At 66.2% G+C, this 26,417-nt stretch carries 23 protein-coding genes; 14 read left to right on the plus strand and 9 right to left on the minus strand.

The features are described from left to right. Positions 1–69: 69 nt before the first annotated feature. From ACCQ01_RS06610 to ACCQ01_RS06625, 4 genes are read right to left on the minus strand one after another with little or no spacing between them, the layout of a single operon-like run. A complete protein-coding gene (locus tag ACCQ01_RS06610; RefSeq protein WP_011036379.1) occupies positions 70–1,194 on the minus strand; it encodes a hybrid sensor histidine kinase/response regulator in 1,125 nt (374 codons plus the stop codon). Then, the gene (locus ACCQ01_RS06615; protein WP_228433019.1) at positions 1,191–1,778 is read right to left on the minus strand and encodes a chemotaxis protein CheB; all 588 of its coding nucleotides are present in this window, start codon (positions 1,776–1,778) and stop codon (positions 1,191–1,193) included. Before ACCQ01_RS06615 ends, ACCQ01_RS06610 begins: the two co-directional genes overlap by 4 nt. Beyond that, positions 1,775–2,623, minus strand: coding sequence for a CheR family methyltransferase (locus ACCQ01_RS06620; protein ID WP_172973835.1), 849 nt, complete (start codon positions 2,621–2,623; stop codon positions 1,775–1,777). The genes ACCQ01_RS06615 and ACCQ01_RS06620 overlap by 4 nt, the downstream gene beginning before the upstream one ends. Then, a complete protein-coding gene (locus tag ACCQ01_RS06625) occupies positions 2,596–5,736 on the minus strand; it encodes a hybrid sensor histidine kinase/response regulator (protein WP_228433020.1) in 3,141 nt (1,046 codons plus the stop codon). Before ACCQ01_RS06625 ends, ACCQ01_RS06620 begins: the two co-directional genes overlap by 28 nt. A gap of 156 nt (positions 5,737–5,892) precedes the next feature. Between ACCQ01_RS06625 and ACCQ01_RS06630 the strand changes: the two genes are divergently transcribed. Both ACCQ01_RS06630 and ACCQ01_RS06635 read left to right on the plus strand, forming a co-directional pair. Beyond that, the gene (locus ACCQ01_RS06630; RefSeq protein ID WP_228433021.1) at positions 5,893–7,056 is read left to right on the plus strand and encodes a two-component system sensor histidine kinase NtrB; all 1,164 of its coding nucleotides are present in this window, start codon (positions 5,893–5,895) and stop codon (positions 7,054–7,056) included. Further along, complete coding sequence (locus tag ACCQ01_RS06635) at positions 7,049–7,411, plus strand: response regulator (protein WP_012438944.1); 363 nt, start codon at positions 7,049–7,051, stop codon at positions 7,409–7,411. Before ACCQ01_RS06630 ends, ACCQ01_RS06635 begins: the two co-directional genes overlap by 8 nt. 67 nt (positions 7,412–7,478) lie before the next feature. Here the strand turns inward: ACCQ01_RS06635 and ACCQ01_RS06640 are convergent, their stop codons facing one another. After that, positions 7,479–8,837, minus strand: coding sequence for a glycoside hydrolase family 16 protein (locus ACCQ01_RS06640; protein WP_228433022.1), 1,359 nt, complete (start codon positions 8,835–8,837; stop codon positions 7,479–7,481). A gap of 228 nt (positions 8,838–9,065) precedes the next feature. Then, entirely contained in the window at positions 9,066–9,335 is a 270-nt protein-coding gene (locus ACCQ01_RS06645) for a DUF2798 domain-containing protein (RefSeq protein ID WP_228433023.1), read from the minus strand. A gap of 129 nt (positions 9,336–9,464) precedes the next feature. Between ACCQ01_RS06645 and ACCQ01_RS06650 the strand changes: the two genes are divergently transcribed. Beyond that, positions 9,465–10,448 (plus strand): LysR family transcriptional regulator, encoded by a 984-nt coding sequence (locus ACCQ01_RS06650; protein ID WP_228433024.1) that lies wholly within the window; start codon positions 9,465–9,467, stop codon positions 10,446–10,448. 164 nt (positions 10,449–10,612) lie between these two features. Here the strand turns inward: ACCQ01_RS06650 and ACCQ01_RS06655 are convergent, their stop codons facing one another. Beyond that, entirely contained in the window at positions 10,613–12,193 is a 1,581-nt protein-coding gene (locus ACCQ01_RS06655; RefSeq protein WP_228433025.1) for an alpha-N-arabinofuranosidase, read from the minus strand. Positions 12,194–12,469: 276 nt separating this feature from the next. Between ACCQ01_RS06655 and ACCQ01_RS06660 the strand changes: the two genes are divergently transcribed. Next, on the plus strand, positions 12,470–13,525 hold the full coding sequence (locus ACCQ01_RS06660) for an aldose epimerase family protein (protein WP_228433026.1): 1,056 nt from the start codon (positions 12,470–12,472) through the stop codon (positions 13,523–13,525). A 267-nt stretch (positions 13,526–13,792) separates the two neighbouring features. On the opposite strand, the gene ACCQ01_RS06665 is transcribed toward ACCQ01_RS06660, so the two are convergent. Further along, entirely contained in the window at positions 13,793–14,590 is a 798-nt protein-coding gene (locus ACCQ01_RS06665; RefSeq protein WP_011036390.1) for a cytochrome C assembly family protein, read from the minus strand. Between the two features lie 280 nt (positions 14,591–14,870). Between ACCQ01_RS06665 and ffh the strand changes: the two genes are divergently transcribed. The 9 genes from ffh (at position 14,871) to rplS (ending at position 22,878) form a co-directional block, all read left to right on the plus strand. After that, positions 14,871–16,247 (plus strand): signal recognition particle protein, encoded by a 1,377-nt coding sequence (gene ffh / locus ACCQ01_RS06670; RefSeq protein ID WP_228433027.1) that lies wholly within the window; start codon positions 14,871–14,873, stop codon positions 16,245–16,247. Positions 16,248–16,347: 100 nt separating this feature from the next. Beyond that, the gene (locus ACCQ01_RS06675; protein WP_228433028.1) at positions 16,348–17,595 is read left to right on the plus strand and encodes a hypothetical protein; all 1,248 of its coding nucleotides are present in this window, start codon (positions 16,348–16,350) and stop codon (positions 17,593–17,595) included. A 262-nt stretch (positions 17,596–17,857) separates the two neighbouring features. Beyond that, a complete protein-coding gene (locus ACCQ01_RS06680) occupies positions 17,858–18,697 on the plus strand; it encodes a DUF2314 domain-containing protein (protein WP_228418016.1) in 840 nt (279 codons plus the stop codon). 1 nt (position 18,698) lies between these two features. Further along, entirely contained in the window at positions 18,699–19,796 is a 1,098-nt protein-coding gene (locus tag ACCQ01_RS06685) for an NAD(P)H-dependent flavin oxidoreductase (protein ID WP_228433029.1), read from the plus strand. Beyond that, positions 19,787–20,584 carry an aminotransferase class IV family protein gene (locus tag ACCQ01_RS06690; protein ID WP_042596839.1) on the plus strand — a complete coding sequence of 266 codons (798 nt, stop codon included), beginning with the start codon at positions 19,787–19,789 and terminating at the stop codon, positions 20,582–20,584. Before ACCQ01_RS06685 ends, ACCQ01_RS06690 begins: the two co-directional genes overlap by 10 nt. Before the next feature lie 108 nt (positions 20,585–20,692). Then, positions 20,693–20,953: a 30S ribosomal protein S16 gene (gene rpsP / locus ACCQ01_RS06695; RefSeq protein WP_011036396.1), complete on the plus strand. Its 261-nt coding sequence runs from the start codon at positions 20,693–20,695 to the stop codon at positions 20,951–20,953. Positions 20,954–20,996: 43 nt separating this feature from the next. Continuing rightward, on the plus strand, positions 20,997–21,509 hold the full coding sequence (rimM, locus tag ACCQ01_RS06700) for a ribosome maturation factor RimM (RefSeq protein ID WP_225041266.1): 513 nt from the start codon (positions 20,997–20,999) through the stop codon (positions 21,507–21,509). Between the two features lie 58 nt (positions 21,510–21,567). Then, the gene (gene trmD / locus ACCQ01_RS06705) at positions 21,568–22,326 is read left to right on the plus strand and encodes a tRNA (guanosine(37)-N1)-methyltransferase TrmD (RefSeq protein WP_228433030.1); all 759 of its coding nucleotides are present in this window, start codon (positions 21,568–21,570) and stop codon (positions 22,324–22,326) included. A 144-nt stretch (positions 22,327–22,470) separates the two neighbouring features. Next, positions 22,471–22,878, plus strand: a complete 408-nt coding sequence (gene rplS, locus ACCQ01_RS06710) for a 50S ribosomal protein L19 (RefSeq protein WP_011036399.1) — start codon at positions 22,471–22,473, stop codon at positions 22,876–22,878. 770 nt (positions 22,879–23,648) lie between these two features. Here rplS and ACCQ01_RS06715 read toward each other — a convergent pair. After that, the gene (locus ACCQ01_RS06715) at positions 23,649–25,124 is read right to left on the minus strand and encodes an MATE family efflux transporter (protein WP_014507076.1); all 1,476 of its coding nucleotides are present in this window, start codon (positions 25,122–25,124) and stop codon (positions 23,649–23,651) included. Positions 25,125–25,673: 549 nt separating this feature from the next. Here ACCQ01_RS06715 and ACCQ01_RS06720 point away from each other — a divergent pair. After that, positions 25,674–26,081: an RNA-binding S4 domain-containing protein gene (locus ACCQ01_RS06720; RefSeq protein ID WP_228433031.1), complete on the plus strand. Its 408-nt coding sequence runs from the start codon at positions 25,674–25,676 to the stop codon at positions 26,079–26,081. The last annotated feature ends 336 nt before the right edge of the window (positions 26,082–26,417 follow it).

The following is a 26,417-nucleotide window of genomic DNA, read 5'->3' on the forward strand; positions in this document are numbered from 1 at the left end:
AAGCTGCTTGCTGCTGTCCCTGCCGCGCCCAGTCATTGGGGCAGTCGCCAACAGCACCGCAGACCGGCGTCAGGCAGCCAGGTTGCGCCGGCGCAGTTTGGCCTCGAACACCACGTCGCCGTCTTCGTTGCGTGCCTGCAAGGTGCCGCCATGCGCCTTGACGAACTGATCAGCGATGAACAGGCCCAACCCCAGCCCCTGGCTGGCGTGAAAGCTGGCTTTGAACGGTTCGAACAACCGCGGCATCAAGGTGTCGGGAATGTGGCCGGTGTTGCGCACCGACAGCCGCAGGGTGTCGTGTTCGCGGCCATCCAGGTGCACCTGCACCGGGTGACGACCACCATGCAGCACCGCGTTGCCGACCAGGTTGGACACTACCTGCGCCAGGCGGTCGCCATCGCCATCGCCGTCCAGGTCGCCTTCGGTGCGCAGCTCGATCGGCGTATGCGGGTTGGCCTGCGCCACTTCGCCCACCACGCTGTGCGCCACCTCGCCCAGGTTGCATGGGCCGAACTGCATCGACAGCCCGTCGGTACGCAGGCGCGAGAAATCCAGCAATTGTTCGACCATGCGCGCCATGCGCCGCGCGCTGTTTTCCAGATGCTCCAGCGTGCGCGCGGCCGAGCCGTCTTCGGGCACGTCCAGGCCGAGCTTGTCCGCGCACAGCAGAATCACCGACAGCGGCGTGCGCAGGTCGTGGGTGAGCACGGCCATCATGGTTTCGTTGAGCGTGAGCGCGCGTTCGAGCGAGGCATTGCGCGCTTTGAGCAGGCGCCGCTGCTGGTACAACTCGATGAACACGTTGACCTTGCTCAGGATCACGTGCGGCTCGATCGGCTTGTGTAGGAAATCCACCGCGCCGGTCTCATAGCCCTGAAACGCACGCATCGGGTCGTTCGGCGAGGCGGTCAAAAAGATGATCGGCACATGCCGGCTGCGCTGCGAACCGCGCATCAGCTCGGCCAGCGAAAAGCCGTCCATTTCCGGCATGTGCACATCCAGCAATGCCAGCGCCACATCGTGTTCGAGCAGCAGCTCCAGCGCCTGCGCACCGGAGGCCGCGCACAGCACCTGGATGCCCTCGCGTTGCAGCAGTGCTTCCATGGCCACCAGGTTCTGCGGCACATCGTCGACGATCAGGATCTTGGCGGGTTCGTCGCTGCGGGCGGCGGCGCTGGTCGCGGTGAGGTTCATGCGTGAAAGGCTTCCAGTCGACTGCAGATCGCCTGCAGGGTGAGCACCGCATCGGCGCCGGCATGGGCGAGGGCGGAGGCGGGCATCAGGGGAGAGGCGGCATCGTCGGGGCGCTGGATCCACGCGCTTCCGCCGGCAGTGCGCACCGCGGCCACGCCGGCACTGCCGTCGCTGCTGGCACCGGTGAGCAGGATCGCAAGCAGCTGCTGGCCGAACACATCGGCAGCCGATTCGAACAACGGGTCGATCGCCGGGCGCGAGAACAGCACCGGTGCATCCATCGACAACGCCAGGCTGTCGCGGCCTTCCACCAGCAGGTGATAGTCCGGTGGCGCGATGGTCACCGTGCCGGGCTGCAAAGGTTGTTTGTCGATGGCTTCGCGCACCGGCAGCGCGCAGCGCGCATCCAGCAGCTCGGCCACCTGGCTGGGGCGGTCGCGCGGCAAATGCAGCACCACCAGAACCGGCATCGGCAGCGTGGCCGGCAGGCCGGACAACAGCGTCTGCAAGGCCATCACGCCACCGGCGGAAGCGCCGATCACGATGGCATCGAATTCCAGATACTGCGGCGTGGCCGGGCTCATGCGGCCTTCCGGTACAACCGCTGTTCGCGTGCGCAGGTTTCGAAGGCCTGTGCATGGGCGCCGAACTGCAGCGACTCCTTGCTACCCAGCCCAAGGAAGCCACGGTGCACCAGCGCATCGTAGAACAGGCCCACCGCGCGATCCTGCAGGCTGCGGTTGAAATAGATCAGCACGTTGCGGCACGACACCAGATGCACTTCGGAGAACACCGTGTCGGTGGCCAGGCTGTGATCGGCGAACACGATATTGCGCTTGAGCCGGCGGTCGAACACCGCGCCGTCGTAGGCGGTGGTGTAGTAATCCGACAACGAACCACGGCCGCCGGCGTCCAGATAGTTGCGGCTGAACTGGGCAATACGGTCGATACCATAGGCGCCGGCCTCGGCCATGTTCAGTGCTTCGGGATTGATGTCGGTGGCGTAGATCACCGCGCGCTCCAGCAGGCCTTCTTCGTGCAGCAGGATGGCCAGCGACCAGACTTCTTCGCCGGTGCTGCAGCCGGCCACCCACAGCTTGATCGACGGATAGGTGCGCAACACCGGGACGGCGTGTTCGCGCAATACCCGAAAATACGCCGGGTCGCGAAACATTTCCGAGACCTGCACGGTAAAGAACTGCATTGCCTGGGCAAAGGTGTCCGGCTCGTGCAGCAAGCGGTGCTGCAGATCGGCCACGCGCGCGCAGTCGAAGCGGCCCATGGCGTGGCGCATGCGCCGGCGCAACGACGACACCGCGTAATCGCGAAAATCGTAGTGATAGCGCTGGTACACCGCTTCCAGCAGCACGCGCAGCTCCAGGTCGAACAGCTCCACCGCAGTCATTGCCGCGAGCACCACACCCGGCACAGCGACACCAGCTTGTCCACGTCGATGGGCTTGGCGATGTAGTCGTTGGCACCGGCCTGCAGGCAGTGTTCGCGGTCGTCGGCCATCGCCTTGGCGGTCAGGGCGATGATCGGCAGGTCTTGCCACTGGCGGTTGGCGCGGATCTGGCGCATCGCGGTGATGCCATCCATCTCCGGCATCATGATGTCCATCAGCACCAGGTCCACCTCGTGCTTGGCCAGGTGCTCCAGCGCCTCGCGGCCGTTGCGGGCGATCTGCAGGGTGACGCCCAGCGGCTCGAGCACGCTGGACAGCGCGAAGATGTTGCGCACGTCGTCTTCGGCCAGCAACACGGTGGCGCCATCGAGCACCGCATCGCGGCGGCGCGCTTCGCGCAGCAGGCGCTGCTGGTCGCTGGGCAGCGAGGCTTCCACGCTGTGCAGGAACAAGGTCACCTCATCGAGCAGGCGCTCGGGCGAACGCACGCCCTTGATGATGATGCTCTTGGAATAGCGGCGCAGGCGTTGTTCTTCGTCGCGGGTGAGCGCACGGCCGGTGTAGACGATCACCGGCGGGAAGGCCACCGCATCGTTGCCGGCCATGCGTTCGAGCAGGTCGTAGCCGCTGCCGTCGGGCAGGGCGAGGTCGGTGACCATGCAATCGAATGTGGCGCTGCCCAGTTGGTCCATCGCCTCGGCAATGGTGCCGACTGCGACGATCTCCAGCTGATCGCGCGCCAGCAGCAGTTCCAGGTTGGCGCGCAGCGCGCTGTCGTCTTCGACGATCAGCAGGCGGCGCAGTGCGCGGGCGTTGGTTTCTTCCAGCTGGCGGATCGCCCCGGCGAGCAGTTCGCGCGTGGCCGGCTTGATCAGGTAGCCCACCGCACCCAACTCCAGCGCAATCTGGCTGCGCTCCAGCGCCGAGACCACGTGCACGGGGATGTGGCGGGTGACCGGGTTGCGCTTGAGCCGCTCCAGCACGCTCAGGCCGGAGGCATCGGGCAGGCCGATGTCGAGCAGGATGCCGCTGGGGCGCAGTTCCGCGGCCAGCCGCAGCGCTTCTTCGGCATTGGGCGCCACCACGCAATCGAAATCGAGCTCGTGCGCCAGGTCGACCAGGGCCTGCGCAAAGCGGGTTTCATCTTCCACCGCCAGGATCAGGCGGCCGGGGCGGGTGCGCTGATCGCGGTCATCGTCGGCGCGCACGCTCGGTGCCGCGTTGCTGGCAGGCATCGCTACCGGCGCAGCACTGATCGCGGCGGACGTGCGCGCTGCAAAGAGCTGCGCGGTGTCGCTGCGCGGGGTGGGCGCGAGGTGCGTGGCCGGTGCAGCAGCCGGGGCAGCTGCCTCGGCCGGTGCGCCATCCACGGGCAGTTCCAGGGTGAAGCAGCTGCCACGTCCGGGCTCGCTGTCCACGCTGATGCTGCCGCCCATGCGCAACGCCAGGTCGCGCGAGATCGACAAACCCAGCCCGGTGCCGCCATAGCGCCGGCGCGTGCTGCCATCGGCCTGGCGAAATGCTTCGAAGATCACCTCGCTCTGCTCGCGCGCAATGCCGATGCCGGTATCGCACACCACAAAGCGCACGCGCCCAGTGCCGTGCGATTGCACCGCCAGACTGACCTGGCCGTGCTCGGTGAACTTGATCGCATTGGCCAGCAGGTTCTTGAGGATCTGCTGCAGGCGCTGGTTGTCCACCACCAATTGCGTCGGCGCGCCCGCGTCGGCGCTGATCTCCAACTGCAGGCCTTTCTGCCGCGCCAGTGGTTCGAAGGTGTCGCGCAGGCGCTGCACCACCGAGCTCATCGCCACGGTGTCGTCCGACAATTCCACATGCCCGGCTTCGATCTTGGACAGGTCCAGGATGTCGTTGATCAGCGCCAGCAGGTCGTTGTTGGACGAGTGAATTGCCTGCGCGTACTTCACCTGCTCGGCGGTGAGCGTGTGGTCCTTGTTGTCGGCCAGCAGCTTGGCCAGGATCAGCGAGCTGTTGAGCGGGGTGCGCAACTCGTGCGACATGTTGGCCAGGAATTCGGACTTGTAGCGCGACGCGGTGGACAGCTCGTTGCTGTTGCGCACCAGTTGCCCCTGCGCCACCAGCAAGGCCTGTTTTTGCGCCTCCAGTGCCTGGGTGCGTTCTTCCAGCTGCACGTTGGTCTGTTCCAGTTCGGCCTGCTGCTGTTCCAGATCGCTCTGCGACTGCTGCAGGCTGCGGCTCTGTTCTTCCAGTTCCTCATTGGCCACGCGCAGTTCTTCCTGCTGCGTCTGCAATTCTTCGCTCTGCCGCTGGGTTTCTTCCAGCAGGCTCACCAATTGGGCGCGCAGCAGCGCGGTGCGCAAGGCAACGCCGATGTTCTCGCCGCAGCGGCTGAGCAGCTCTTCTTCGCGGGTGGCGGCCGTACCCGGCGCACCGGTGCGGCCCAGCTCGACGATGCCGATGATGCGGCCGTCGGCAGTGACTGGCGCCAGCAGCAATTCCTGGCAATCGCTCTTGCCCAGGCTCGAGGCAATCTGCAGGTGCCCGGCATCCACGCCACGCACGCGGCGCACGCTGCCGCGCTGCAGGGTTTCACCCAGCTGGCCGAGGTTGGTGGGCAGCGTGCTTGGTACGTCCTCGGCCAGCGCTGCGCCGCCGGTCAGGCGCAGGCGCTCGCCTTCCAGCCGATACAGCGCGCCAACTTGCGCCTCTAGCGTGTCGCACAGGGCGCGCACGGCGGCATCGGCCAGCGCTTCCGGGCTCTGGTCGCCGCGCAGGCTCGCTTCGACGGTGTTTTCGGCTTGCTGCAGCCACAGCGCGGTTTCGGCCTGGCGGCGCGCGCGGATCGCCTGCATCACCACCAGCGCCATGGACAGGAACGAGATGCCGCCGATGCTGCGGTTGACCGAGGAGAAACTCGAATTGGTGCTGGACGGGGCCAGGTGGAAACCGATCGCCAACAACACGCACGACAGCACGCCCACCACCAGCGGCACGCGCACATGGTTCTGGAACACGGTGACGCCGACGGCGACAAAGTAGGTGAGCCACACCGCATACCCCAGCGGCGTGACCAGTTCCACCCCCAACGTGCCGGCCATCAACCCTGCTGCGATCACCCAGATCCAGCGGTCGCGCGAGGTCGTGATGTTCTGCATGAAGGTGTGGACCAAACTGGGAGGGCGGTCATGGTAGCCGATAAAATTCACACGCAAATCGCCGGTTTTTTGACGGATTTACAGCCGTGTTGGCTTGCACATTGCCTTCACGGCCCCGTCACTATGGTCGCGCGCTTTTCCGGGGGAAACCGCGCGATGGATGCGGAAACGGCCGTGGACAACTCTGGGCCGCTTTCTTACGACAGCCGGCAATGCCATCTGTTGGTGCAGAGCGTGTCCGACTACGCGATCTACCTGCTGGATACCGCGGGCGTTGTGCGTAGCTGGAATCCGGGCGGCGAACGCATCAAAGGCTACCGCGCCGACGAAGTGCTCGGCACGCATTTCTCGCGGTTCTATCTGCCCGAAGACGCCCAGCGTGGCGAACCTGCGCGCTCGCTGGACACGGCGTTGCGCGAAGGACGCTTTTCCGCCGAGGGCTGGCGCCTACGCAAGGACGGCAGCCGCTTCCGGGCCAGCGTGGTGATCGAGCCGGTGCGCGAGCATGGCGTGCTGATCGGCTTTGCCAAGGTCACCCGCGACATCACCGAGCGCCATGAAGCCCAGCAGTTGCTCCAGCACGCGCAGCAGGCGTTGCTGCAATCGCAGAAAGTCGAAGCGCTGGGGCGCCTGACGCTGGGCCTGGCGCACGATTTCAACAATCTGCTGACGGTGATGGTGACCAGCCTGGACCTGATCGCGCTGCGCGCCGGCGAGGATGCGCGCACGCGCATGCTGGTGGAGGCCGCGCAGACCGCGGTGGATCGTGGCACCTTGCTGACCCGGCAGCTGCTCGCCTTCGCCCGTGGACAACGGCTGGTGCCCGAGCGCCACGCACCCGCGGCGGTGGTGGAACGCTCGCTCGAATTGCTGCGGCGCGCCTGCCCGGCCGGCATCAGCCTGCGCGTGGACTTTGCCGATGCGCTGCCCGACGTGCGCGTGGACCCCGGCCAACTGGAGGCAGCCTTGCTCAACCTGGTGTTCAACAGCTGCGATGCGATGCCTGCCGGTGGCAGCATCGTGCTGTCTGCGTCCATGCAACAGCGCGCACCGCTGGACGATCCGCACGGCCCCGCGCGCGCCTATGTCGGCATCGCCGTCAGCGACACGGGCCCGGGCATGTCTGCGCAGGTGGCGCAGCGTGCGAGCGAACCGTTCTTTACCACCAAGGAAGTCGGCAAGGGCTCCGGCCTGGGCTTGAGCCAGGTGCACGGGTTTGCCGCGCAATCCGGCGGCTTTGTCGATCTGCAGACCGCGCCCGGCCGCGGCACCACCGTGACCCTGTTGCTCCCGGCGATTCTGGAGGCCGAGCATGACTGATTCCCTGCGCTTGCTGATGGTCGAAGACCAACAGGAACTGCGCGATCTCATCGGCGAAGCGCTGCGCGACGCCGGCATCACCGTCGATACCGCCGACGATGGCCACAGTGCGCTGCGCATGCTGCGCGAGAACGGCCCCTACGACGTGGTGTTCAGCGACATCCGCATGCCCAACGGCATGTCTGGTATCGAACTGAGCGAACAGGTGAGCCAGTTGCTGCCGCAGGCACGCATCATCCTGGCCTCGGGCTTTGCCAAGGCACAGTTGCCGCCGCTGCCGGCACAAGTGGATTTCCTGCCAAAACCCTATCGCCTGCGCCAGCTGATCGGCCTGTTGAAGGGCGAGGGCGGCTGAGTCGCCTTACTGCTTATCTGCATCGCCGCGTGCGTGGCGATGCAGACAAGGGGTGCGCTGCCGGCGCTCAACGGCTCTGGTAATAGACCTTGTCGATGGCGATCTCCACCGGGCTCGCCGGCGGGTCGGCCACCAGCATGAACATCTGTTTGACCGATTGCAGATCCAGATCGTAGAAGGCACTGAAGGGGATGCTCACCTCGTGCCACACGCCATCGCGCACCAGGCCGTACTGATTGCCGCCCGGTACGAAGTCCACCCAACTGTCGCCAAAGCTGGTGTTGATGCCGATCTTGAAGGTCGACGGCGTGGTGGTCTTCAGATGCAACTTGAGTGAGCCGCCCGCATAATTGCGCATGTCACGGTAGTCGGTCTGGATGCCCAGTCCATACCAGGCGCCGGCATTGGCGCGGTAGGCCATCACGTTGCCGCCTTCGAACGGCGCCTGCGCGATCGGGCTGAGGTTGTTCCACAGATACAGCTGTGCGTCCTGGCCGAAGGTGAGCCGCGCAGCGGTATCGGTCTGATCGGTGAACACACCAAAGCGCCCGGCCGGCGCGGTGTGTTGTGCGCCCACATAGAGCGACGCGCCGGGGTTCTGATACAGCCGCAGGTAATCCACTTCCATCTTGCCCGGCAGCGGCGCGGTCACACCGCCCGGCGTGTTGATGCCGGTGAAGGTGCCGCCGACAGCCAGATTGAGCAGCAGGTAATGCTGCTGATGGAATTCGTGCAGCGAGGCGCCTTCGATATTGGAGATCGCAAATTCGAAGTACTGCTGGCCGTCGATGCTCATGCGGATGACGTTCGGGTCCCAGGTCATCCGGTACACGTGGAAGTCGTTATGCAGGTTCACCGGGTGGGTGTAGCTGGTGTCGTAGTCGGCCTGCGCGCCGTTGTAGTCCCAGTGCACGGCCGCGCCGATGCGCCGATTGGCGGTGCCGTTGGCGATTGCCGCGGCCATGCCGGCTTCCATCAGATCGATCTCGCCGCGGCCGGGCCACACGCCGATGGCGCCGAGCATCCAGTACGCCGGCCACAGCCCGTTGCCGACCACCGGCGTCTTGATGCGTGCTTCCAGCGTGCCGTACTTGAAGTGCATGCGGCCCTCGGTCTTGAGCCGCGCCGACGTGAACGGCATGCCTTGAAACGCTTCGCGGCGCGCTTCGATCACCAACCGCCCGTTTTCGATGCGCGCGTTCTCGGGCCGGCTGGTGTAGTACTGCATCTCGCCATTGCCCCAGCCGCACAAGCCGATCTGGCAGCCATTGCCGACGTCATAGGTCCACGTGTTGCCGTCGATGGCGGGGCCGTTGAAATTGTCTTCCCACACCAGTGTTTGTGCGCGCAGCTGCGGGGTGAGCGCTGCACAGGCGGTTCCCAGTAGCACGGCGACCTGCACAGCAACATTGCATCGCATGTTCATTGCCTCTCTCTCCGAAACGAACCCGGGTTCGTGGAGGGGCGACGCTGCGCAGCAGGTGGTACAGAGTCAAAGCAATTTGCGGTTGTAGTTCAGTTCCGTGGATTTCATTCCGGAATCATTGCGGCCAGCCATGACGGCGGTCGCAAACCGGCACGGCGTGATGCTGCGCGGCAGCACCTGCCTGCGGTGGCAAACCCGGCCGCTGCCGGCAGCCACAGGTGGCGCAGCTCAGCGCGGCGGATGCACGGTCCAGGCCACCAGTTGGACCACCAATGGGCGCACCACCAGTACACAGCAAAATGCAGTGGGCATGGCGATGCGGTAGGCATCCAGCACCCGCCACAGGTAACCGGCAGCCAGGCCGGTGTTGGCGCCGGTGATCACCAGGCACATCAGCAGCGCCATGATCGCGGCCATGTAGAAGGCAAACACGAACGGGGTGGCGCGCACGCCCAGCTTCCAGCGAGCAGGGGCTACGGCGGTGGGGGTGGATGACATGCGGTGGCCTCGGGTGGAGTGCGGCGGAGCGGCCACTGTAGAAGCGGCTCACCCGGGCCGGTAGATCGCGTAGCCTTGTGGCTTACGTAAGCAAATCTTACGAATCCATTGGTAACACTGGCTGGGCATATGAACATTCTTCAGTCCATTCGTAGTTTCGTCAGCACGGTGGATGCCGGCAGCATCGCCGGCGGCGCCAAGCGTCTGGGTGTGAGCCCGGCCGCGGTGAGCCAGAACATCGCGCGCCTGGAGCAACACCTGGGCGTGCGCCTGCTGCACCGGACCACGCGCAGCCTGGCGCTGACCGAACGCGGCACGCTGTACGTGGAGCAGGTGCGGCAGATCGAACGCGACCTGGAGCGTGCGCGGCAACTGGTGGCCGGCCCGCAGCAGGCCCCGGCCGGCCGCCTGCGCGTGGCCAGCACCGCCGCCTTCGCGCGGCATGTGCTGGCGCCGATGTTGCCGTCACTGCGGCAGCGCTACCCGCGGTTGGAGATCGAACTGCTGTGCACCGACCGGGTGGTGCAACACGCGCAGGAAAGCGTGGATGTGAGCCTGCGCATCGAAGCCCAACTCGAGGACGGCCTGGTGGCGCGCCACATCGCCGATGTGCCGTTCGTCGTGTGTGCAGCGCCGGCGTATCTGCAGCGCTGCGGCGCGCCGCAGACGCCGGACGAGCTGAAATATCACGACTGCCTGCTGCTGCGTTATCCAGTGGATGGGCGCTACCTGCGCTGGAATTTCATCCGCGATGGCGTGCGCTTCCAGCCCGACCTCGGCCGTGCGCTGGTCAGCGACGATGTCGATGCACTTGCCGCGATGGCCGCGGCCGGCGGTGGCATCACGCGCCTGGCCGCGTTCGTGGTGCAGCCGTATCTGCTGCGCGGGCAACTGCAGCCGCTGTTCGTTTCCGGCACTGGCGGCGCGGCCACGCCATTCGCGCTGGAGCCGCTGCGGCTGTACCTGTGCGTGGCAGACCGACACGACTTCACCCCCAAGGTGCGCGCCTTCATGGAGCACGTGCTGGAGCGGCTGCCGGACGACTGGCGGATTTCGCTCCCCGCCTTGCGCGAGACAGCTGCGCGCGCGGCCGACGCGGAGTCATCCACATAGGTCGTCAAAGAGCGATGCGCGCTGATCAGCAGCCCTGCGCACACTCCATGCATCTGTGAGCACCCGCCATGCCGCCATCGCGCACGCGATGCAGTGTGCAGGCGCGATGGCAGCGTGGCGGCATCATCCAGTGCCGTATGCGGCGCCCGCGCATGGTCGCCGCGTCAGCGTAGCTTGAGCATCACGATTGCCCGTGCCGGCAGTGCCACCTGCAGCGTGTTGCCCTGAATCCGCGCGCCGGTGAAGGCGGTTGGTTGCACGGTGCGGGGCGCAGCGAAGGTGTTGTGCGCGGTGATCGTCGGTGCGGTGAGCAGTTGCCCCTCCACGCCGCGCACGCTGACCCCTTCAACTGCCACGCTGACCGTGGCCGGGCTGTTGGCATCCAGATTGGTGAGCGCCACATACATGTGCCCATCCTTGGCCTTGACCGCCGAGCCATGTACGGCGGGCACGTGGATGTCGCCATGCCGATATTCGGGGGGCTGCAATTGCAGCGGCAGGTGGGTGGCATCCTGGAACGGCTTGTACATCGCAAACACGTGATAGGTCGGGGTCAGCACCATCCGGTCGCCATCGGTCAGGATCATCGCCTGCAGCACGTTGATCATCTGCGCGATATTGGCCATGCGCACGCGATCGGCATGCGCACTGAAGATATCGATGTTCAACGCTGCCACCAGCGCATCGCGCAGGCTGTTCTGCTGGTGCAAAAAGCCCGGGTTGGCGCCAGGCAGGCCGGCGTACCAGGTGCCCCATTCGTCCACCACCAACGCCACTTTCTTGGCCGGGTCGTAGCGGTCCATGATCGCGCTGTGCTTGGTGATCAGCTCGTCCATCATCAGCGTGCGCGACAGCGTCTCGATCCAGGCGGCTTCGTCGAAGTCGGTGGAGGAAGCGCGCGGCGGCCAGCCGCCAGGCACGGTGTAGTAATGCAGGCTCAGGCCATCCATGAGCGTGCCTGCCTCGCGCATCATCACCTCGGTCCAGTGGTAATCGTCGTTGTTGGGGCCGGGCGCAATCTTCAGGATCTTCTGGTCGGACGGCGCCTTGACGAAGGTCTGGTAGCGCCGATACACATCGGCGGCGTACTCCACCCGCATGTTGCCGCCACAGCCCCACAACTCATTGCCGACGCCGAAGAACGGCACCTTCCACGGCGCTTGACGGCCGTTGGCGCGGCGTTGCTCGGCCAGGCTGGAGCGCGTGGCGGCGGTCATGTATTCCACCCACTGTGCAATTTCGTCCGGCGCGGCATTGCCGACATTGCCAGCCACGTACGCGTCGGTGCCCAGCAGCTCGGTGAAGTCCATGAATTCGTGCGTGCCGAAGCGGTTGGACTCTTCCACGCCGCCCCAATGCGTGTTGACGCTGATCGGGCGTTTGCCGGGCGCGCCGATGCCATCGCGCCAGTGATACTCGTCGGCGAAGCAGCCGCCGGGCCAGCGGATATTCGGCACCGCAATCGCCTTCAGCGCCGCCAGCACATCGTTGCGATAGCCGCGCGTGTTGGGGATGGAAGACTCCGGTCCAACCCAGAGACCGCCATACACGCCGGTGCCCAGGTGCTCGGCGAACTGGCCGAACAGATGCCGCGACACCTGCGCGCCTGGCTTCTCTACCTGCAGCGTGCCGCGCACCTGCACATCGGCCGCCTGCGCGCCACTACCGCTCACCGTCAGTGCGATCAGCACGGCCGGCAACAGCCATGAACGCATGTGCCGCAAGGTGTTGGAAATCCGCTGCATCGGTGTGCTGCTCCTGTCGAGGAATGGGCGAGGGCAAGTGCGTGGGCAGTGCGTGGGCGAGCGCTGGCGCGCTGCAAGCGTAGTGCGTGCGGCCTCGCCTGTCTGCGCTACAGGCCACGTTGCTTCCTGCCACATCTGCTGGCTGGCAAGCTCTGCCGCGTGCGGCTTTGCGGTGACGCGGCAGTTGGCATCGCATCGCCAGGATGTGCGCCGCGCCATGGTGCCGGGCCGGTGGCGCCGCTATGCTCGCCGCTCACTTCATCGGCGGGTGGCTTCATGCAGCGAGTGTTCGGAACCTTGGCGGACGGTGTCCAGGTACATGCGCTGCGCTTGCGTGGCGATGGCGACCTGGAAGCGGAAGTGCTCACCTACGGCGGCATCTTGCATGCGCTGGAACTGACCACCCCGCAAGGGCGCGTGCCGCTGGTGCTGACACTGCCCGATCTGCCTGCCTACGCCGCCGACAACGACAGCCTCAACATCCTGGTCGGCCGCTTCGGCAACCGCATCGCTGGCGCCCGCTACACCCTGGACGGCGTGACCCATGTGCTCGCCGCCAACGAAGGGCGCAACCAGCTGCATGGGGGGCTGCGCGGCTTCGGGCGGCGCGTGTGGGAGGTGCTGGGGCAGGTGCCGAACCGGGTGGTGCTCGGCTACACCTCGCCCGATGGCGAAGAAGGCTACCCCGGCACCTTGCAGGTACGCGCGCAGCTGCAGGTGCAGGGCAATCGCCTGCAGCTGGATTTCGAGGCGCAGTGCGATGCCCCCACGCCCTTGAACCTCACCCATCACCCGTATTTCAATCTGTCCGGTGACCCGCAGACGCGCGCGGCCTCGCAGGTGTTGCGCGTGCCTGCGGACCGCTATCTCCCCGTGGATGCCGAATCGATTCCGACCGGCGAAATTGCCTCGGTCGCGGGGACGCCTTTCGATTTCCGCACGCCTGCTGCGCTGGCCGAGCGCATCGACCCCGCACATCCGCAGGTGGTGCTCGGCAAGGGCTACGACCAGTGCCTGGTGCTGGCGAAGGACGCGCACAACGACTGCATCGCCGAGCTGTATTCCCCGCAGAGCGGCGTCGCGCTGCGCATCACCAGCGACGCGCCGGCGGTACAGCTGTACGAAGGCCAGCATCTGGACAGCCACCATCCCGGCCTGGGCCGTGGCGTCTGCCTGGAACCGCAGGACTATCCGGATGCGCCCAATCAGCCCGGGTTCCCGCCGGCGATCCTGCGCCCGGGCCAGGTGTATCGGCGGCGCATTGCCTACCACTTTGCGGCTCCCGGGCCGGAGCAGCCGTGGACGTCGGTGATCGCTGCGCTGGATGCGTGAGGGTGGTCGCGGGGCTGCTCCTGCAGACGAGATCGTCCGGCGCGTGTGTCGATGACGCCCGGCGTGGCGGTGAGGTAGCGGCGCGTTGCTGGTCGTGGCTGCAACTGCAGCCACCTCGGCGGCCGCAGTGCGTCTCAGCGCAGCGAGCGTACACGGCTGGCAACACCGGCCTTGGTGATCGCTAACACTGCGGGCTGGCGTGCCTGATCAATCGCGAGCGATGGATAGCATCGCAGCCTCCAACATCGCCGCATCGCGCCACCGCCCTCAGCCGCCGCGCGGCCCCAACACCAGTTCAATCACGAACTTGCTGCCGAAGAACGACAGCACCAGCAACGCCATGGCGGTCAGGGTCCAATGCACCGCCTTGGTGCCGCGCCAGCCGTTGCGCCAGCGGCCGATCAGCAGCGCGCCGAATACGATCCACGACAGGATGCTCAGCACGGTCTTGTGCAGCAGCCGCTGGGCCAGGAAGTCCTGCACGAACAGCAGGCCGGTCAGCAAGGTCAGGGTGAGCAAAATGAAGCCCACCGTGATCGTGCGGAACAGCAGCGTTTCCAGCTCGGTCAATGGCGGCAGCGCCCGCAGCCAGGTGTGGAAGTCGCGCCGGCGCAGCGCACGCTCCTGCAGCCACAGCATGATCGCCAGCAACGCGGCGATCCCCAGCGTGGCGTAGGCCAGCAGCGCCATCCAGGCATGCAGCTCCAGCCGCCAGCCCAGATCCGCGCTGGGCTCGTGGCCGTAGCCGTGGTAACAGGCCAGCAGGATTGCCGCCAGCGGAAACACCACCACGCCTACCGCTGCCATGCGCCCGCGTCCGCCAAACACCGCGGTCAGCCCGGCCATGCCCAGCCCGGTCAGCGACAGTGCCGCGAAGAAGTGCATGTCCGGCCCGCCCGCGGTGCGAAACGCCACCAGCACGTGGTAGCCGGCATGCAGCGCCACGGCCGCCAGGGCCGGCAGCAGCCAGCGCGCGGGCGACTGGTTGCCATCGCGCAGCACGGCGCGGGTGAGCAGTCCGGCGGCCAGCAGGTACAGGGCAAAGGCGATGAGAACGATTGTCATCGTTGAAGTTTCGCATATTGGTGGGGCCGGGATTCGGGAATCGGGATTCGTGAAGCAGCAGCTGTGGGTCGCGTGAGTTGAGGGGCTGGCAGCGAGCAGTCGTGGGGCCGGGCATCGACCTGGCGCTTGTCGGGCTGGCGGCGGCGCGGTCGGCCTGGGCGAGCTGACCATGTCGGGCAGGCCAGGGCCGCTGGTCCCGGGGAGCGGCCCTGGCCGGGGCAGGCCGTCAGCCGGTGCCGCTATAATCGGCACCCGTTTCCCCTTACGCGGTCCCTTGCGCATGTTCGAGTCCCTTACCCAACGTCTCTCCGGCACCATGGAGCGCCTGCGTGGCCGTGGCCGCCTGACCGAGGAGAACATCCGCGAAGCCACCCGTGAGGTGCGCATTGCGCTGCTCGAGGCCGACGTCGCGCTGCCGGTGGTACAGGCCCTGATCGAACGCATCAAGGTGCGCGCGGTGGGCCAGGAAGTGCTCAAGTCGCTGACCCCGGGCCAGGCGCTGATCAAGATCGTGCGCGACGAGCTCACCGCCGTCATGGGCGCCGCCGCTGCCGACCTCAACCTCAATGTGTCGGCGCCGGCCATCATCCTGATGGCGGGCCTGCAGGGTGCGGGCAAGACCACCACCGTGGGCAAGCTCGCCAAGCACCTGAAGGAAAAGCGCAAGAAAAAGGTCATGGTGGTCTCGGCCGACGTCTATCGCCCGGCCGCGATCGAGCAGCTCAAGACCCTGGCCGAACAGGTCGGCGTGCTGTTCTTCCCCTCCGATGCCTCGCAGAAGCCGGTGGACATCGTGCGCGCGGCCATTAGCGACGCACGCAAGTCCTTTGCCGACGTGCTGCTGGTCGATACCGCCGGCCGCCTGGCGATTGATGCGGCGATGATGGACGAGATCAAGGCGCTGCACGCCGCGGTCAATCCCACCGAAACCCTGTTCGTGGTCGATGCGATGACCGGCCAGGACGCGGCCAACACCGCCAAGGCCTTCGGTGAGGCACTGCCGCTCACCGGCGTGGTGCTGACCAAGACCGACGGCGACGCGCGCGGCGGTGCGGCGCTGAGCGTGCGCTACATCACCGGCAAGCCGATCAAGTTCGTCGGCACCGGCGAAAAGACCGACGGCCTGGACGTGTTCCATCCGGACCGCGTGGCCAGCCGCATCCTGGACATGGGCGACGTGCTGTCGCTGGTGGAGCAGGTCGAGCAAAGCGTCGACCAGGAAAAGGCCGCCAAGCTTGCCGCCAAGGTCGCCAAGGGCAAGAAGTTCGACCTCAACGACATGAAGGAACAGCTCGAGCAGATGCAGAACATGGGCGGCATCCATGGGCTGATGGACAAGCTGCCGGGCATGGGCCAGATCCCGGACAACGTCAAGCAGCAGGTCACCGGCAAGGAAGTGCCGCGCATGATCGCCATCATCAACTCGATGACCAAGAAGGAACGCCGCAACCCGGCGTTGCTCAACGGCTCGCGCCGCGCCCGCATCGCGCGCGGCTCCGGCATGCAGCCGGCCGACGTCAACAAGCTGATGAAGCAGTACCAGCAGATGGAAAAGATGATGGGCAAGCTCGCCGGCGGCGGCATGAAGGGGCTGATGCGCAACATGAAAGGCATGATGGGCGCCATGGGCGGCCGCGGCGGCATGCCGTTCCGCTGAGTTCCAGGCGCTGACGCGCATGAGTACCGTGGCTGGTAGGCGGTGCCTGGAACTCGCGCTGGCGATCACGCTGGCGCTGCAGTCGACCACTGGCTGGACGGTGCTGCTGGCGGTGGTGGTGTATTGGGTAGTGGTCGTGGTGGTCGCCGGGCTGATCGATGAACGCGCCGAGGCGCGCGCAAACGTCGCTGGTGAACCGCCGGGTGCAGCTGCGGTGTCCGATACCCCGCCGACGCCAGTGCCGAAGTCGAAGTCGAAGTCGAAGTCGAACTCGAACTCGAAGTCGGCCATCCGCCTGGCGGCATTGCCGAACACGCCGCCGCGGCCCGCTGATTTGCGGCCTGGCCCGGACACGCCGCGTCAATGGCGACGCCATGTCATCGACGTCGCCGCCTACGAAGAAGAGCGTTACCCGCGGCAGGACGTCTGTACGACGGTCGATGTTTTCCTGCGGACAGGCGATGCGCTGGTGCTCGCTTTTCATCCGGCACCGAACGACGGCGACGCACCAGCCCAGTGGCGCTGCGATCTCTGGCGGCCTGCCGCCAACCATCCGCAGTGGCTGGACGTTTTCGCAACGCGCGAGGTGCGTGTGTCGGTCGGGCAAACCGGCGTGTACTCAGTCGGCATCGGTCAGGCGTATGGCCCTTCGCCGGGTGTGGTGAGTCTTTGGGTGTGCGTGCCGGAGCCGGACCGGCTAGCGCTGCCGTGGCGGCCCGCGCATGGCTCGCATCTGCGTTATGAACAGTGCGACGACGGCACGCCAAGAGTGCGTATCGAAGACGAAGCGCGTGTGCTGCCGCATGCGCAGTTGGAGACGACGACAGTGTCTGCGGCGCCAAGCGGATCGGTGCTGTTATTCGGCAGCGCGCAGGATGCGTGGGACGTGACGGCAGCGTCGGATCCCGCTTCGTCATGGCGGGAAGAAAATACGCATCTTCATCGTTATTTTCTCCAACTGAGCCAGGGCGATGTGCTGACACTGGAATGCGCCTGGGCCGCCGAACACTTCGACCAGCCGCTGCCCTTGCCCGATAATTGCACCGGGCGCACCCAGGGCGAGCTGCGTGTGTTCAAACTCGTCCGTGGCCCGGATCTCGAGCACCTGTGGGCAAGTGCGACAACGCCTGCGTGCAGGCAGATCACCTGCATCGCCGATGGCTTTTATTGCCTGGAAGTTCGTCTCTTCGGTCCGGTGGCGTGGCGCACACTGCCCTCATCGGCATTTGTCGACGTTCGCTTGTGGGGTGCGTTTGTGCAGCGTCCGCAGGCCGTGCGCGCGTTCGCGTTGCGCGATGTGATGGTGGAAGACTGGTACCGGGATGTCCTACCGTTGCCGTTGCAGTAACTGATCGGCGTTGGGCGCCATGCCGCGTGGGCGCCGGTTTTGAATTTGGCGAGCGCACGCCGGATGCAGGGACAATGGCCATGATGTCTCCCTGGCCGGGCCGTGCCACGATGGGTTCGTTTTCGCATACCAATGCCTTCCAGCAGCGGTTTGGCTTATGCACGCACGGCTCCGGCATCGCGCTACATCTGTTGTGTACGCGTTGCCCTCGCTGCATGGCTGCAGTAGCGTGTGGCCTCTTTCTTGGCAGGAGCGCCAGCAGATGAGCGATAACCGGATGTATTTCGCAGACAACCAGGATGCCGCGTTGCAGGCGGGCTATATCGCCGCGCGCGACACGTTCAAATTCTTCTGGCGTGAGTTGTCCTGGGAATACCGCCGCATCGTTCCTGGCCTGGACATGGCCGCAGTCAAACTGCCGTTCGCCACCGACAGCGCCGCGCAGGAGGTGCACGGTGCGCCAACGCATGAGCACATGTGGATCTCCGATGTGCACTTCGACGGCGAGCAGATCTCCGGCAGCCTGCTCAACGAACCGGAATGGATCGAAGCACTGACAGCCGGCGACGCGGTGTCGGCGCCGTTCGCGGATCTGGAAGACTGGATGTACGTGGTCGACGGCAAGGTCTACGGCGGCCATACCATCGATGCCATGCGGCGTGGCATGGCGCCGGACGAGCGCGCCGAGCACGATGCCGCCTGGGGCCTGGATTTCGGTGAGCCCGGCGCGGTGCGGCTGGTGCCGGCACAGGCTGCGGCGCGCAAACCGGGTCTGTTCGACAAGATGTTCGGCGGCAAGGGCACGCCTGTTGCGCCAGCGGTCGAAGATCCACTGCAACAGGAGCATCCGATGAGCGAGAACATGGGCCCCAAGTTCGACGAAGGCCTGCGCGATCAGCCAGAGATGGTCCAGCTGCGCGATGACGCAGGCTGGACGCTGTTGCAGCGCGATGCGCTTGCGGGCAATTACCAGCCAGTCGCCTTGCTGCTGCAGCATGGGGCCGACCCCACCTTGCGCACTCCGAGCGGCAAGACCGCGCTGGACCTGGCGCGGCAGATGCAGTGGCCCAGGATCGTGCACTTGCTGGAAGGCGCGCACTGACATGGCCGCCGCCACAACCCTGGCGACAGATGGCCCCTATGCGCACGTTGCCGCGTTCTGCCAGCGCTTCAATCTGCGCGTGCCGATCCTGCTCAGCCCTATGGCCGGCGCCTGCCCGGTGCCGTTGTCGGCTGCGGTGGCTGCGGCGGGTGGCATGGGCGCGATGGGCGCGGTGCTGTCGCAACCGCAGGACATCGTGGCCTGGATGCAGACCTTCCGGCAGGCCAGTGACGGGCCAGCACAGGTCAATCTGTGGATCCCCGATCCAGCGCCCGCACGCGACGCCGATGCCGAAGCGCGCATGCGTGCATTTCTGGGGCAGTGGGGCCCGGCGGTGGCGGCCGATGCCGGCGATGCCCCCCCGGCCGATTTCGATGCGCAGTTCGATGCATTGCTGGAGGCCCGCCCGGCGGTAGCCTCCTCGATCATGGGCGTGTTCCGGCCCGATCAGGTCAGCCGCCTGAAATCCGCCGGCATCGCCTGGTTCGCCTGCGCCACCACATTGGAAGAGGCGCGCGTGGCGCAGGCGGCGGGCGCCGATGCGGTGGTTGCGCAGGGCGCGGAAGCCGGCGGTCACCGTGGCGCGTTCGATGCCAGCCAGGCCGAGCGCCAGATGACCGGGTTGTTCGCGTTGCTGCCTCGTCTGGTCGACCACCTGGAGATTCCGGTCATCGCCGCCGGCGGCATTGCCGATGCACGTGGAATTGCCGCGGCCCTCACCCTGGGCGCCAGCGCGGTGCAGATCGGCACCGGCTTGTTGCGCACGCCCGAAGCGGCGCTGCCCGGCGCCTGGGCCGACGCCCTGGCGGCCACAGAGCCGGAGCAGACCTGGCCAACACGTGCATTTTCCGGGCGCCTGGGGCGGTCGATCGCCACGGCTTACGTCCGCGCCGCCGCCGCAGTGGACGCGCCACCGCCGGCGCCCTACCCGATACAGCGCGCGTTGACGGCCGTGATGCGCCAGGGGGCCGCCCGCGAAAATCGCCTCGACGCCTTGCAGGCCTGGGCCGGGCAGTCCGCCTGGATGGCGCCTGCGCAGCCGGCCGCCGATCTCGTCACGCAGTGGTGGGCCCAGGCACAGGCGCGCGTGTGCCGGTGATCTTCTGCAACGGCGCGCCCGCCACCGCGGCCCAGCTCGGCGCCGCGGCACTGGTCAACTACGGCCACTTCACCTCGTTGCAGGTGCGCGGCGGCGCCACCCAGGGCCTGGAGTTGCATCTGCAGCGGCTGCAGGAGGGCAGCCGTGCGTTGTTCGGACAGGAACTCACTCCTGCGCAGGTGCGTGCGCAGCTACAGACGGCGCTGCAGGCCTCTGCCATGGCCGACGCCAGTGTGCGGATTACCGTGTTCGCGCAGGACTACGACTTCCGCAACCCGCTGCGCGAGGTGGCGCTGGACGTGCTGGTGGCGGTCTCGCCGCCGCTGGACATGCCCGACACCGGGCTGCGGGTGCAGGTGACCCCCTACGTCCGTGAGCAGCCGGAGCTCAAACATGTGGGCACGTTCCCGCTGCTGCACCTGCGGCGGTTGGCGATGAACGCTGATCACGACGACGTGGTGCTGCAGGACCCGCAGGGCAGGGTGCTGGAAGGTGCGTTCTGGAATCTTGGCCTGTGGGAGCGCGGCGGCGTGGTCTGGCCGCAGGGCCCGGCCTTGCTGGGCACCCGCCAACAGCTGCTGCAGGCCGGGCTGGAGGCGCTGGGAGTCAGCCAGATCCGCCGGCCAGTGCCGCTGGACGAACTGGACCGGTTTGATGGGGCGTTTGCCTGCAATGCCCGCGGGCAGCAGGCGATCGTGGCGATGGGGCCGGCCCGCTGGGGTCCTCATACTGCCCAGCTGCCGCTGCTGGCCCAGGCCCTGCAGACCCAGCCCTGGCAAGCGATTTGAGCGATGGCAGGCGCTGGCGGCCGGTGGGTTGGCTTCGCCGCCGGGCCCCGCTATAATCGCCGGCTTACCGCGCCACCCTGGCGACTGGGCAACTTAGGAATACACACCATGGTCAAGATTCGACTAACCCGCGGCGGCGCCAAGAAGCGTCCGTTCTACCACATCATCGTGACCGACGTGCGCAGCGCGCGCGACGGCCGCAACATCGAGCGTCTGGGTTACTACAACCCGGTTGCGCAGGGCGCCGAGCCGCGCGTCGTGCTGGACGTTGCACGCGTCGACCATTGGGTCGGCCAGGGCGCACAGCTGACCGATAAGGTGCGTAACCTGTATCGCGAAGCCTCCAAGTCCCAGGCCGCTGCGGCCTGATCTTGAAGGCCGGGCATCGCTGCCTGGCCCAGAGTCGACACAGATGAAGCCGACCGAGCGCCGCATCCTGTTAGGCAGGATTGTCGGCGCTTTTGGTGTCAAGGGCGAGCTCAAGCTCGAATCCTGGACCGAGCCGCGCAGTGCGATCTTCCGCTATCAGCCGTGGATCGTGCGCACGCCGTCGGGTCAGGAGTCGGTGCTCAGTGGAGTCCGTGGACGCGATCAGGGCAAGAACCTGATTGCGGTGTTCCCCGACATCACCGACCGCGACACCGTCGAAGCCATGCACGGGACCGAGATCTATGTGGCCCGCAGTGCGCTGCCGCCGCCCAAGCCCGATGAGTATTACTGGGTGGATCTGGAAGGCTTGCACGTGGAAACCGTCGCGGGCGTCAAGCTCGGCACGGTCTCGCATCTGTTCTCCACCGGGTCCAACGATGTGGTGGTGGTGCGCGGTGATCGCGAGCGGATGATCCCGTTTGTGTTGCCGGAGTACGTCAAGTCGGTGGATTTCGAGGCCAACCTGATCGTGGTCGACTGGGATCCGGATTTCTGATCGAAGCGGTGCTTTGGCTTCGCTCTTGCTCTCCCCATTCCCCGGTCCCGATTCCCCAGTGCGCATCGACGTCATCAGCCTGTTCCCCGAGTTCATCGCGCAATGCGCGGCGTTCGGCGTGGTCGGGCGGGCGCAGGAACGTGGGCTGCTGGAATTGCAGGGTTGGAATCCGCGCGACCATGCGCAAGGCAATTACCGCCGGGTGGACGACCGTCCGTTCGGGGGCGGCCCGGGCATGGTGATGTTGATCGAGCCGTTGCGGGCCTGTCTGGAAGCGGCGCAAGCCGCCGATGCGCGGCCGGCACCGGTGATCTACCTCAGCCCGCAAGGGCGTCCGCTGACCCAGCCACTGGCGCGCGAGCTGGCCCAGTTGCCACGGATGGTGCTGCTGTGCGGGCGCTATGAAGGTGTCGACGAGCGTTTTCTCGACCAGGCTGTGGACATGGAAATCTCCATCGGCGACTACGTATTGTCCGGTGGCGAGCTCGGTGCGGCAGTACTGGTGGATGTGGTGACCCGGTTGCAGGACGGCGTGTTGAACGATGCCGAATCCGCAGCCCAGGACAGTTTCGAAGGCCCGCAGGGGCTGCTGGACTGCCCGCACTACAGCCATCCATCCAGCCATGCCTGGGGCGATGTGCCGGAGGTGCTGCGGTCGGGCAACCACGGCGCCATTGCGCGCTGGCGGCGGAAGCAATCGTTGGGCCGGACCTGGCTGCGTCGGCCGGAGTTGCTCGATGAGGCCACGCTGGATAAGCAGGATCGACGTCTGCTGGAAGAGTTCCGTCGCGAACTTGCCCCGGGCGACGAGAAATAAGGGCTCACCCCTAGCTCTAGCGAAACAGATAGGGGTATACTATGCGGCTTGCTGGCCAGCCTTGCGTCTGGCCCTGCCACGAACCTCGAGCAATCGCCGTGCGGCGACTGCCGGTCCAATATCACCAGACACGCGGTGCCCATCATGAGCAAACTCAACAAGACCATCCTGGCTGACTTCGAAGCCGCCCAGATCCAGCGCCAGCTGCCGGAGTTCAACCAGGGCGACACCGTCGTGGTGAACGTCAAGGTGAAAGAAGGCAACCGCGAGCGCGTGCAGGCCTATGAGGGTGTCGTGATCGGTACCAAGAATGCTGGCCTGAACTCCGCGTTCACCGTCCGCAAGATCTCGCACGGCTTCGGCGTCGAGCGCGTGTTCCAGACCCACAGCGCCATCATCGACTCGGTCGAAGTGAAGCGCCGCGGTAAGGTCCGCGCCGGCAAGCTGTACTACCTGCGTGGTCTGGAAGGCAAGGCTGCCCGCATCAAGGAAGACCTGGCTGCCGCTGCGCAGGCCAAGGCTGCTCGCCAGGCTGCTGCCAAGGCTGAGTAAGTCACATTGGCGGGCTTGTCCCGCCACTGCCAAACAGCCGCCTTCGGGCGGCTGTTTGCGTTTTGGCGTTTGGCTGCCTGCAAGGCGGTAAGCAATGCGATGGCAATGACCGTTGTGGCGTGCCGGTTTGTTGTCGAGTCGTAGCGAGGCTTTCGTACGCGAGGTAGTGCGGCGGGTTGGTTCGACATTGCAGCGCAGCTGTCGCTGCATTGATGCAGTTAGAGCACGCGATGCGGTTGCTGTCGGGCAGTAGCGATACTGGCGCAGACGCTGGTCAGTGCGCTGCATGTGGTTTAACCCTGCAGCGCAGCTGTCGTTGCACCGATGCAGTCAACACGCGCGACGTGTCACGCATTCTTCCTGGCGTGAGTCGTTCTGTGTCTTCGCCCTGCTGCGGGCGCAAGCTGCGTAGTGCGTGACTGCGTCATCGGTGGCAGTGCATGCGTCGCGCGTTCGGCGGTAGTGTGCTGTGCTGCCAAGTCGTCTCGTCGCATGTGCAAACTGAGCGGGTGACCGAATGAGGTGGCAGGATCCGCTGGCGTGATGCGCGCGACGTCTTTCGGCATTGCGCCATCTTCTACGGAACAGCGCCGTCCATCATTCGCTGCGCCGGTATCGGCTGTGTTGCCGCGTGCGGCCATCGCGTCTTTTTTGCGCACTTTGCCGTCGGCGTTTCATTGCGTCGGTCACGGCGGTGCAGCACTTCGCGCATCGCATTGCATTGCTCGATCGGTCTGCAAAGCATCGTAAGTAGCAACTTCGCTAAACGATTAGCGCGGCTGCGCTGCAGGCGGCTCGGTCAGTGGGGCGGGGTCGGCAATCGGGGCGGCTGGGTGGGCCGGCACTTCCGCTGCCGACGCCAGTTCGGAGGGATGCGCCGGTGTTGCCAGCATGCGCGCCTTGCGCCAGCCACCCCAGCGGTAGTACGCCAGCGACAGCAGCATCGAGCAGGCCGAGCTGATCGGAAAGCTCCACCACACCGCGTCCGCGCCCAGGTGCGGCAGCAGCAGGTTGGCCAGCGGCACGCGGACGCCCCACAGCGCGAACGCCAGGATCAGCAGTGGCGGGATCACCGCGCCGGTGGCACGCACCACGCCGGAAACCACGAAGGTCACGCCGAACAGCAGGAACGACCAGATCGAAATATGGTTGAGGTGGCGCGCGATCTCCAGCGCCGGGCTGTCGCTGGGCAGGAACAATGCCAGCGTCCAGCGATCGAACAGGATCAGCGGCGCGATGAGCAGGCCGGTCATCAGGAAATTGGCGGCCACACCGGTGCGAGCTGTGGCATCCACGCGCGCCCACAGGCCGGCGCCGACATTCTGCGCGGCCATCGTCGAGCAGGCCGCGCCGAGCGCCATCGCCGGCATCTGCACGTAGTTCCACAGTTGCAGGGCTGCGCCATAGGCGGCAGCGGTATCGGTGCCGAAGCCGTTGACCAGCGTCAGCATCGCGATCATGGCCAGCGAGATCAGCACCATCTGCAATCCCATCGGCACGCCTTTGCCCACCAGCGCGCGCAGGATGGCGGCATCGATGCGGAACAGCGCCAGGTCGCGCCGTCCCAGCCACAGCACGTGGCCGCGGCTGCGCAGATACAGCAGTAGTCCCACCAGCGCCACCGACTGCGCCAGCACCGTGGCCCAGGCCGCGCCGGCGATGCCCAGCTGTGGAAACGGGCCAACGCCGAAGATCAGCAGCGGGTTGAACACGATGTCCAGCACCACCGAGAGCAGCAGGAAGCGAAACGGCGTGCGTGCATCGCCGGTGCCGCGCAGGGCCGCCGACAGGAACGCGAACAGGTAGATGGTGGGCATGGCCACAAAGATCACCCGCAGGTAATCCTCGGCCAGCGCCAGCGAGGCCGGTGGCGTGCCCATCGCCGCAAGCAGGTGTGGCGCCAGCCACCAGCCGGCGACGGCGATCAGTGCCGACAATCCGCCAAAGAACGTGGCGCTGGTGCCCATGACCTTGCGTGCCTGGGCGATGTCGCGCGCGCCCATGGCCTGGCCGATCAGGATGGTGGCGGCCATGCCGATGCCGAACACCGAGCCGATCAGAAAGAACATGATGCTGTTGGCGTTGGCCGCCGCAGTGAGCGCGGCTTCGCCGAGATAGCGGCCGATCCAGATCGCATTGATCGAGCCGTTGAGCGACTGGGCGATGTTGCCTGCCAGGATCGGCAACGCGAACAGCAGCAGGTTCTTGCCGATCGGTCCCTCGGTCAATACGGCGGATTTGGGCATCGCAGGCCAGCCATGTGCAGAAGCTGCGCACACTAGCATTGCGGGTGTGCGGCATGCATGCGCGGTAGCGGCGCTGCGTTGCGGTTCGGAGGAAATACGCGCTGAAAGGTGGTGTTGCTCCGGCTGAGCTGCGACGGCTGTGTGTGCCTACCGGGATCGGCGCAGTGCCTGCGGGCACGGCGGTGACTACCGGAGTTTTTCTTGAAGGCTTGGCAGGGACGCTCCAGGATTGCTGACACCTGTGCGCGGCGGCGATGGGCGTGAACGCACCAGGCGTGCCGCAGCGACTTTAATTGCGGGCTTTCGGTGCACTGGGGGGCCTTGCAAGTACTGCGTGCGCGCGCCCGTAACGCCACATGCGGCCAGCACAACACCAAAGCGTTCAGGCACCGCCCCGTGCACGCCATTGCGCGCTGGCTGGCTTTGCTTGAGTTCCCTGGGCCCGGCCCAAATATCGGAAATCGCGGCAGATCGTTGCCTGTCCCCCGGCAGTTTCGAAAGGACGGAGCGCTGCGGCGGCCCCTCAACAGATACGACAAGCACAACGCGATGACTCTACAGGTGGAATCAGCGGTCACGGTCAGGCTGGATGTCTGGCTCTGGGCGGCGCGCTTTTTCAAGACGCGCAGCCTGGCCAAGCATGCGGTGGATACCGGCAAGGTGGATGTGGCCGGTCAGCGTCCTAAACCGTCGCGCGCAGTGCGCACTGGCGAGCAACTGCGGATCGACCGCGGCGGCGAAATTTTCGAGATCACCGTGGCGGCCCTGAGCGAGGCGCGCGGCCCGGCGCCGGTGGCGCAGGCGCTCTACACGGAAACCGAGGCATCGCGCGAAGCGCGCGCGCAGTGGCGGCTGCAACGTGCCGCCGAGCGCACCGGGTATCGCCCGCCGGATGGCAAGCCGGATAAACGCGCACGTCGCTTGATCACCGCGCTGGGTGATATCGACGCGTTGTAGCGTTGCGGTTGCGGTTGCGGTTGTCGGGCCGGTGATCGTGCGGCGGAGTTGCATGAAGCGCAGCGCATCTCATGCCTTCATCACTCAGCCGTACGACGCGGAATCCTGGCGTCTAAACGCTCTATCGGCCGTACGACGCAACACCACAGAACATCAATTCCGCGCGCGCCACGCTGTACATTAATGTGTAGCGAAGCCACAGTGCAATCGCGCGCAATGCCATCTACGCAAACGCCCCGGCGAACCGGGGCGTTTGCGTTACTGCAGTGGCGTCACGTGTCGGCAGCAATCGCGCTCGCCCATGACAGCGCGCGCAGCAAGCGCGTGCTGCGCTTC

Source organism: Xanthomonas sp. NCPPB 4037 (genome assembly GCF_041475695.2).
In the GTDB taxonomy this organism is placed as follows: domain Bacteria; phylum Pseudomonadota; class Gammaproteobacteria; order Xanthomonadales; family Xanthomonadaceae; genus Xanthomonas; species Xanthomonas campestris.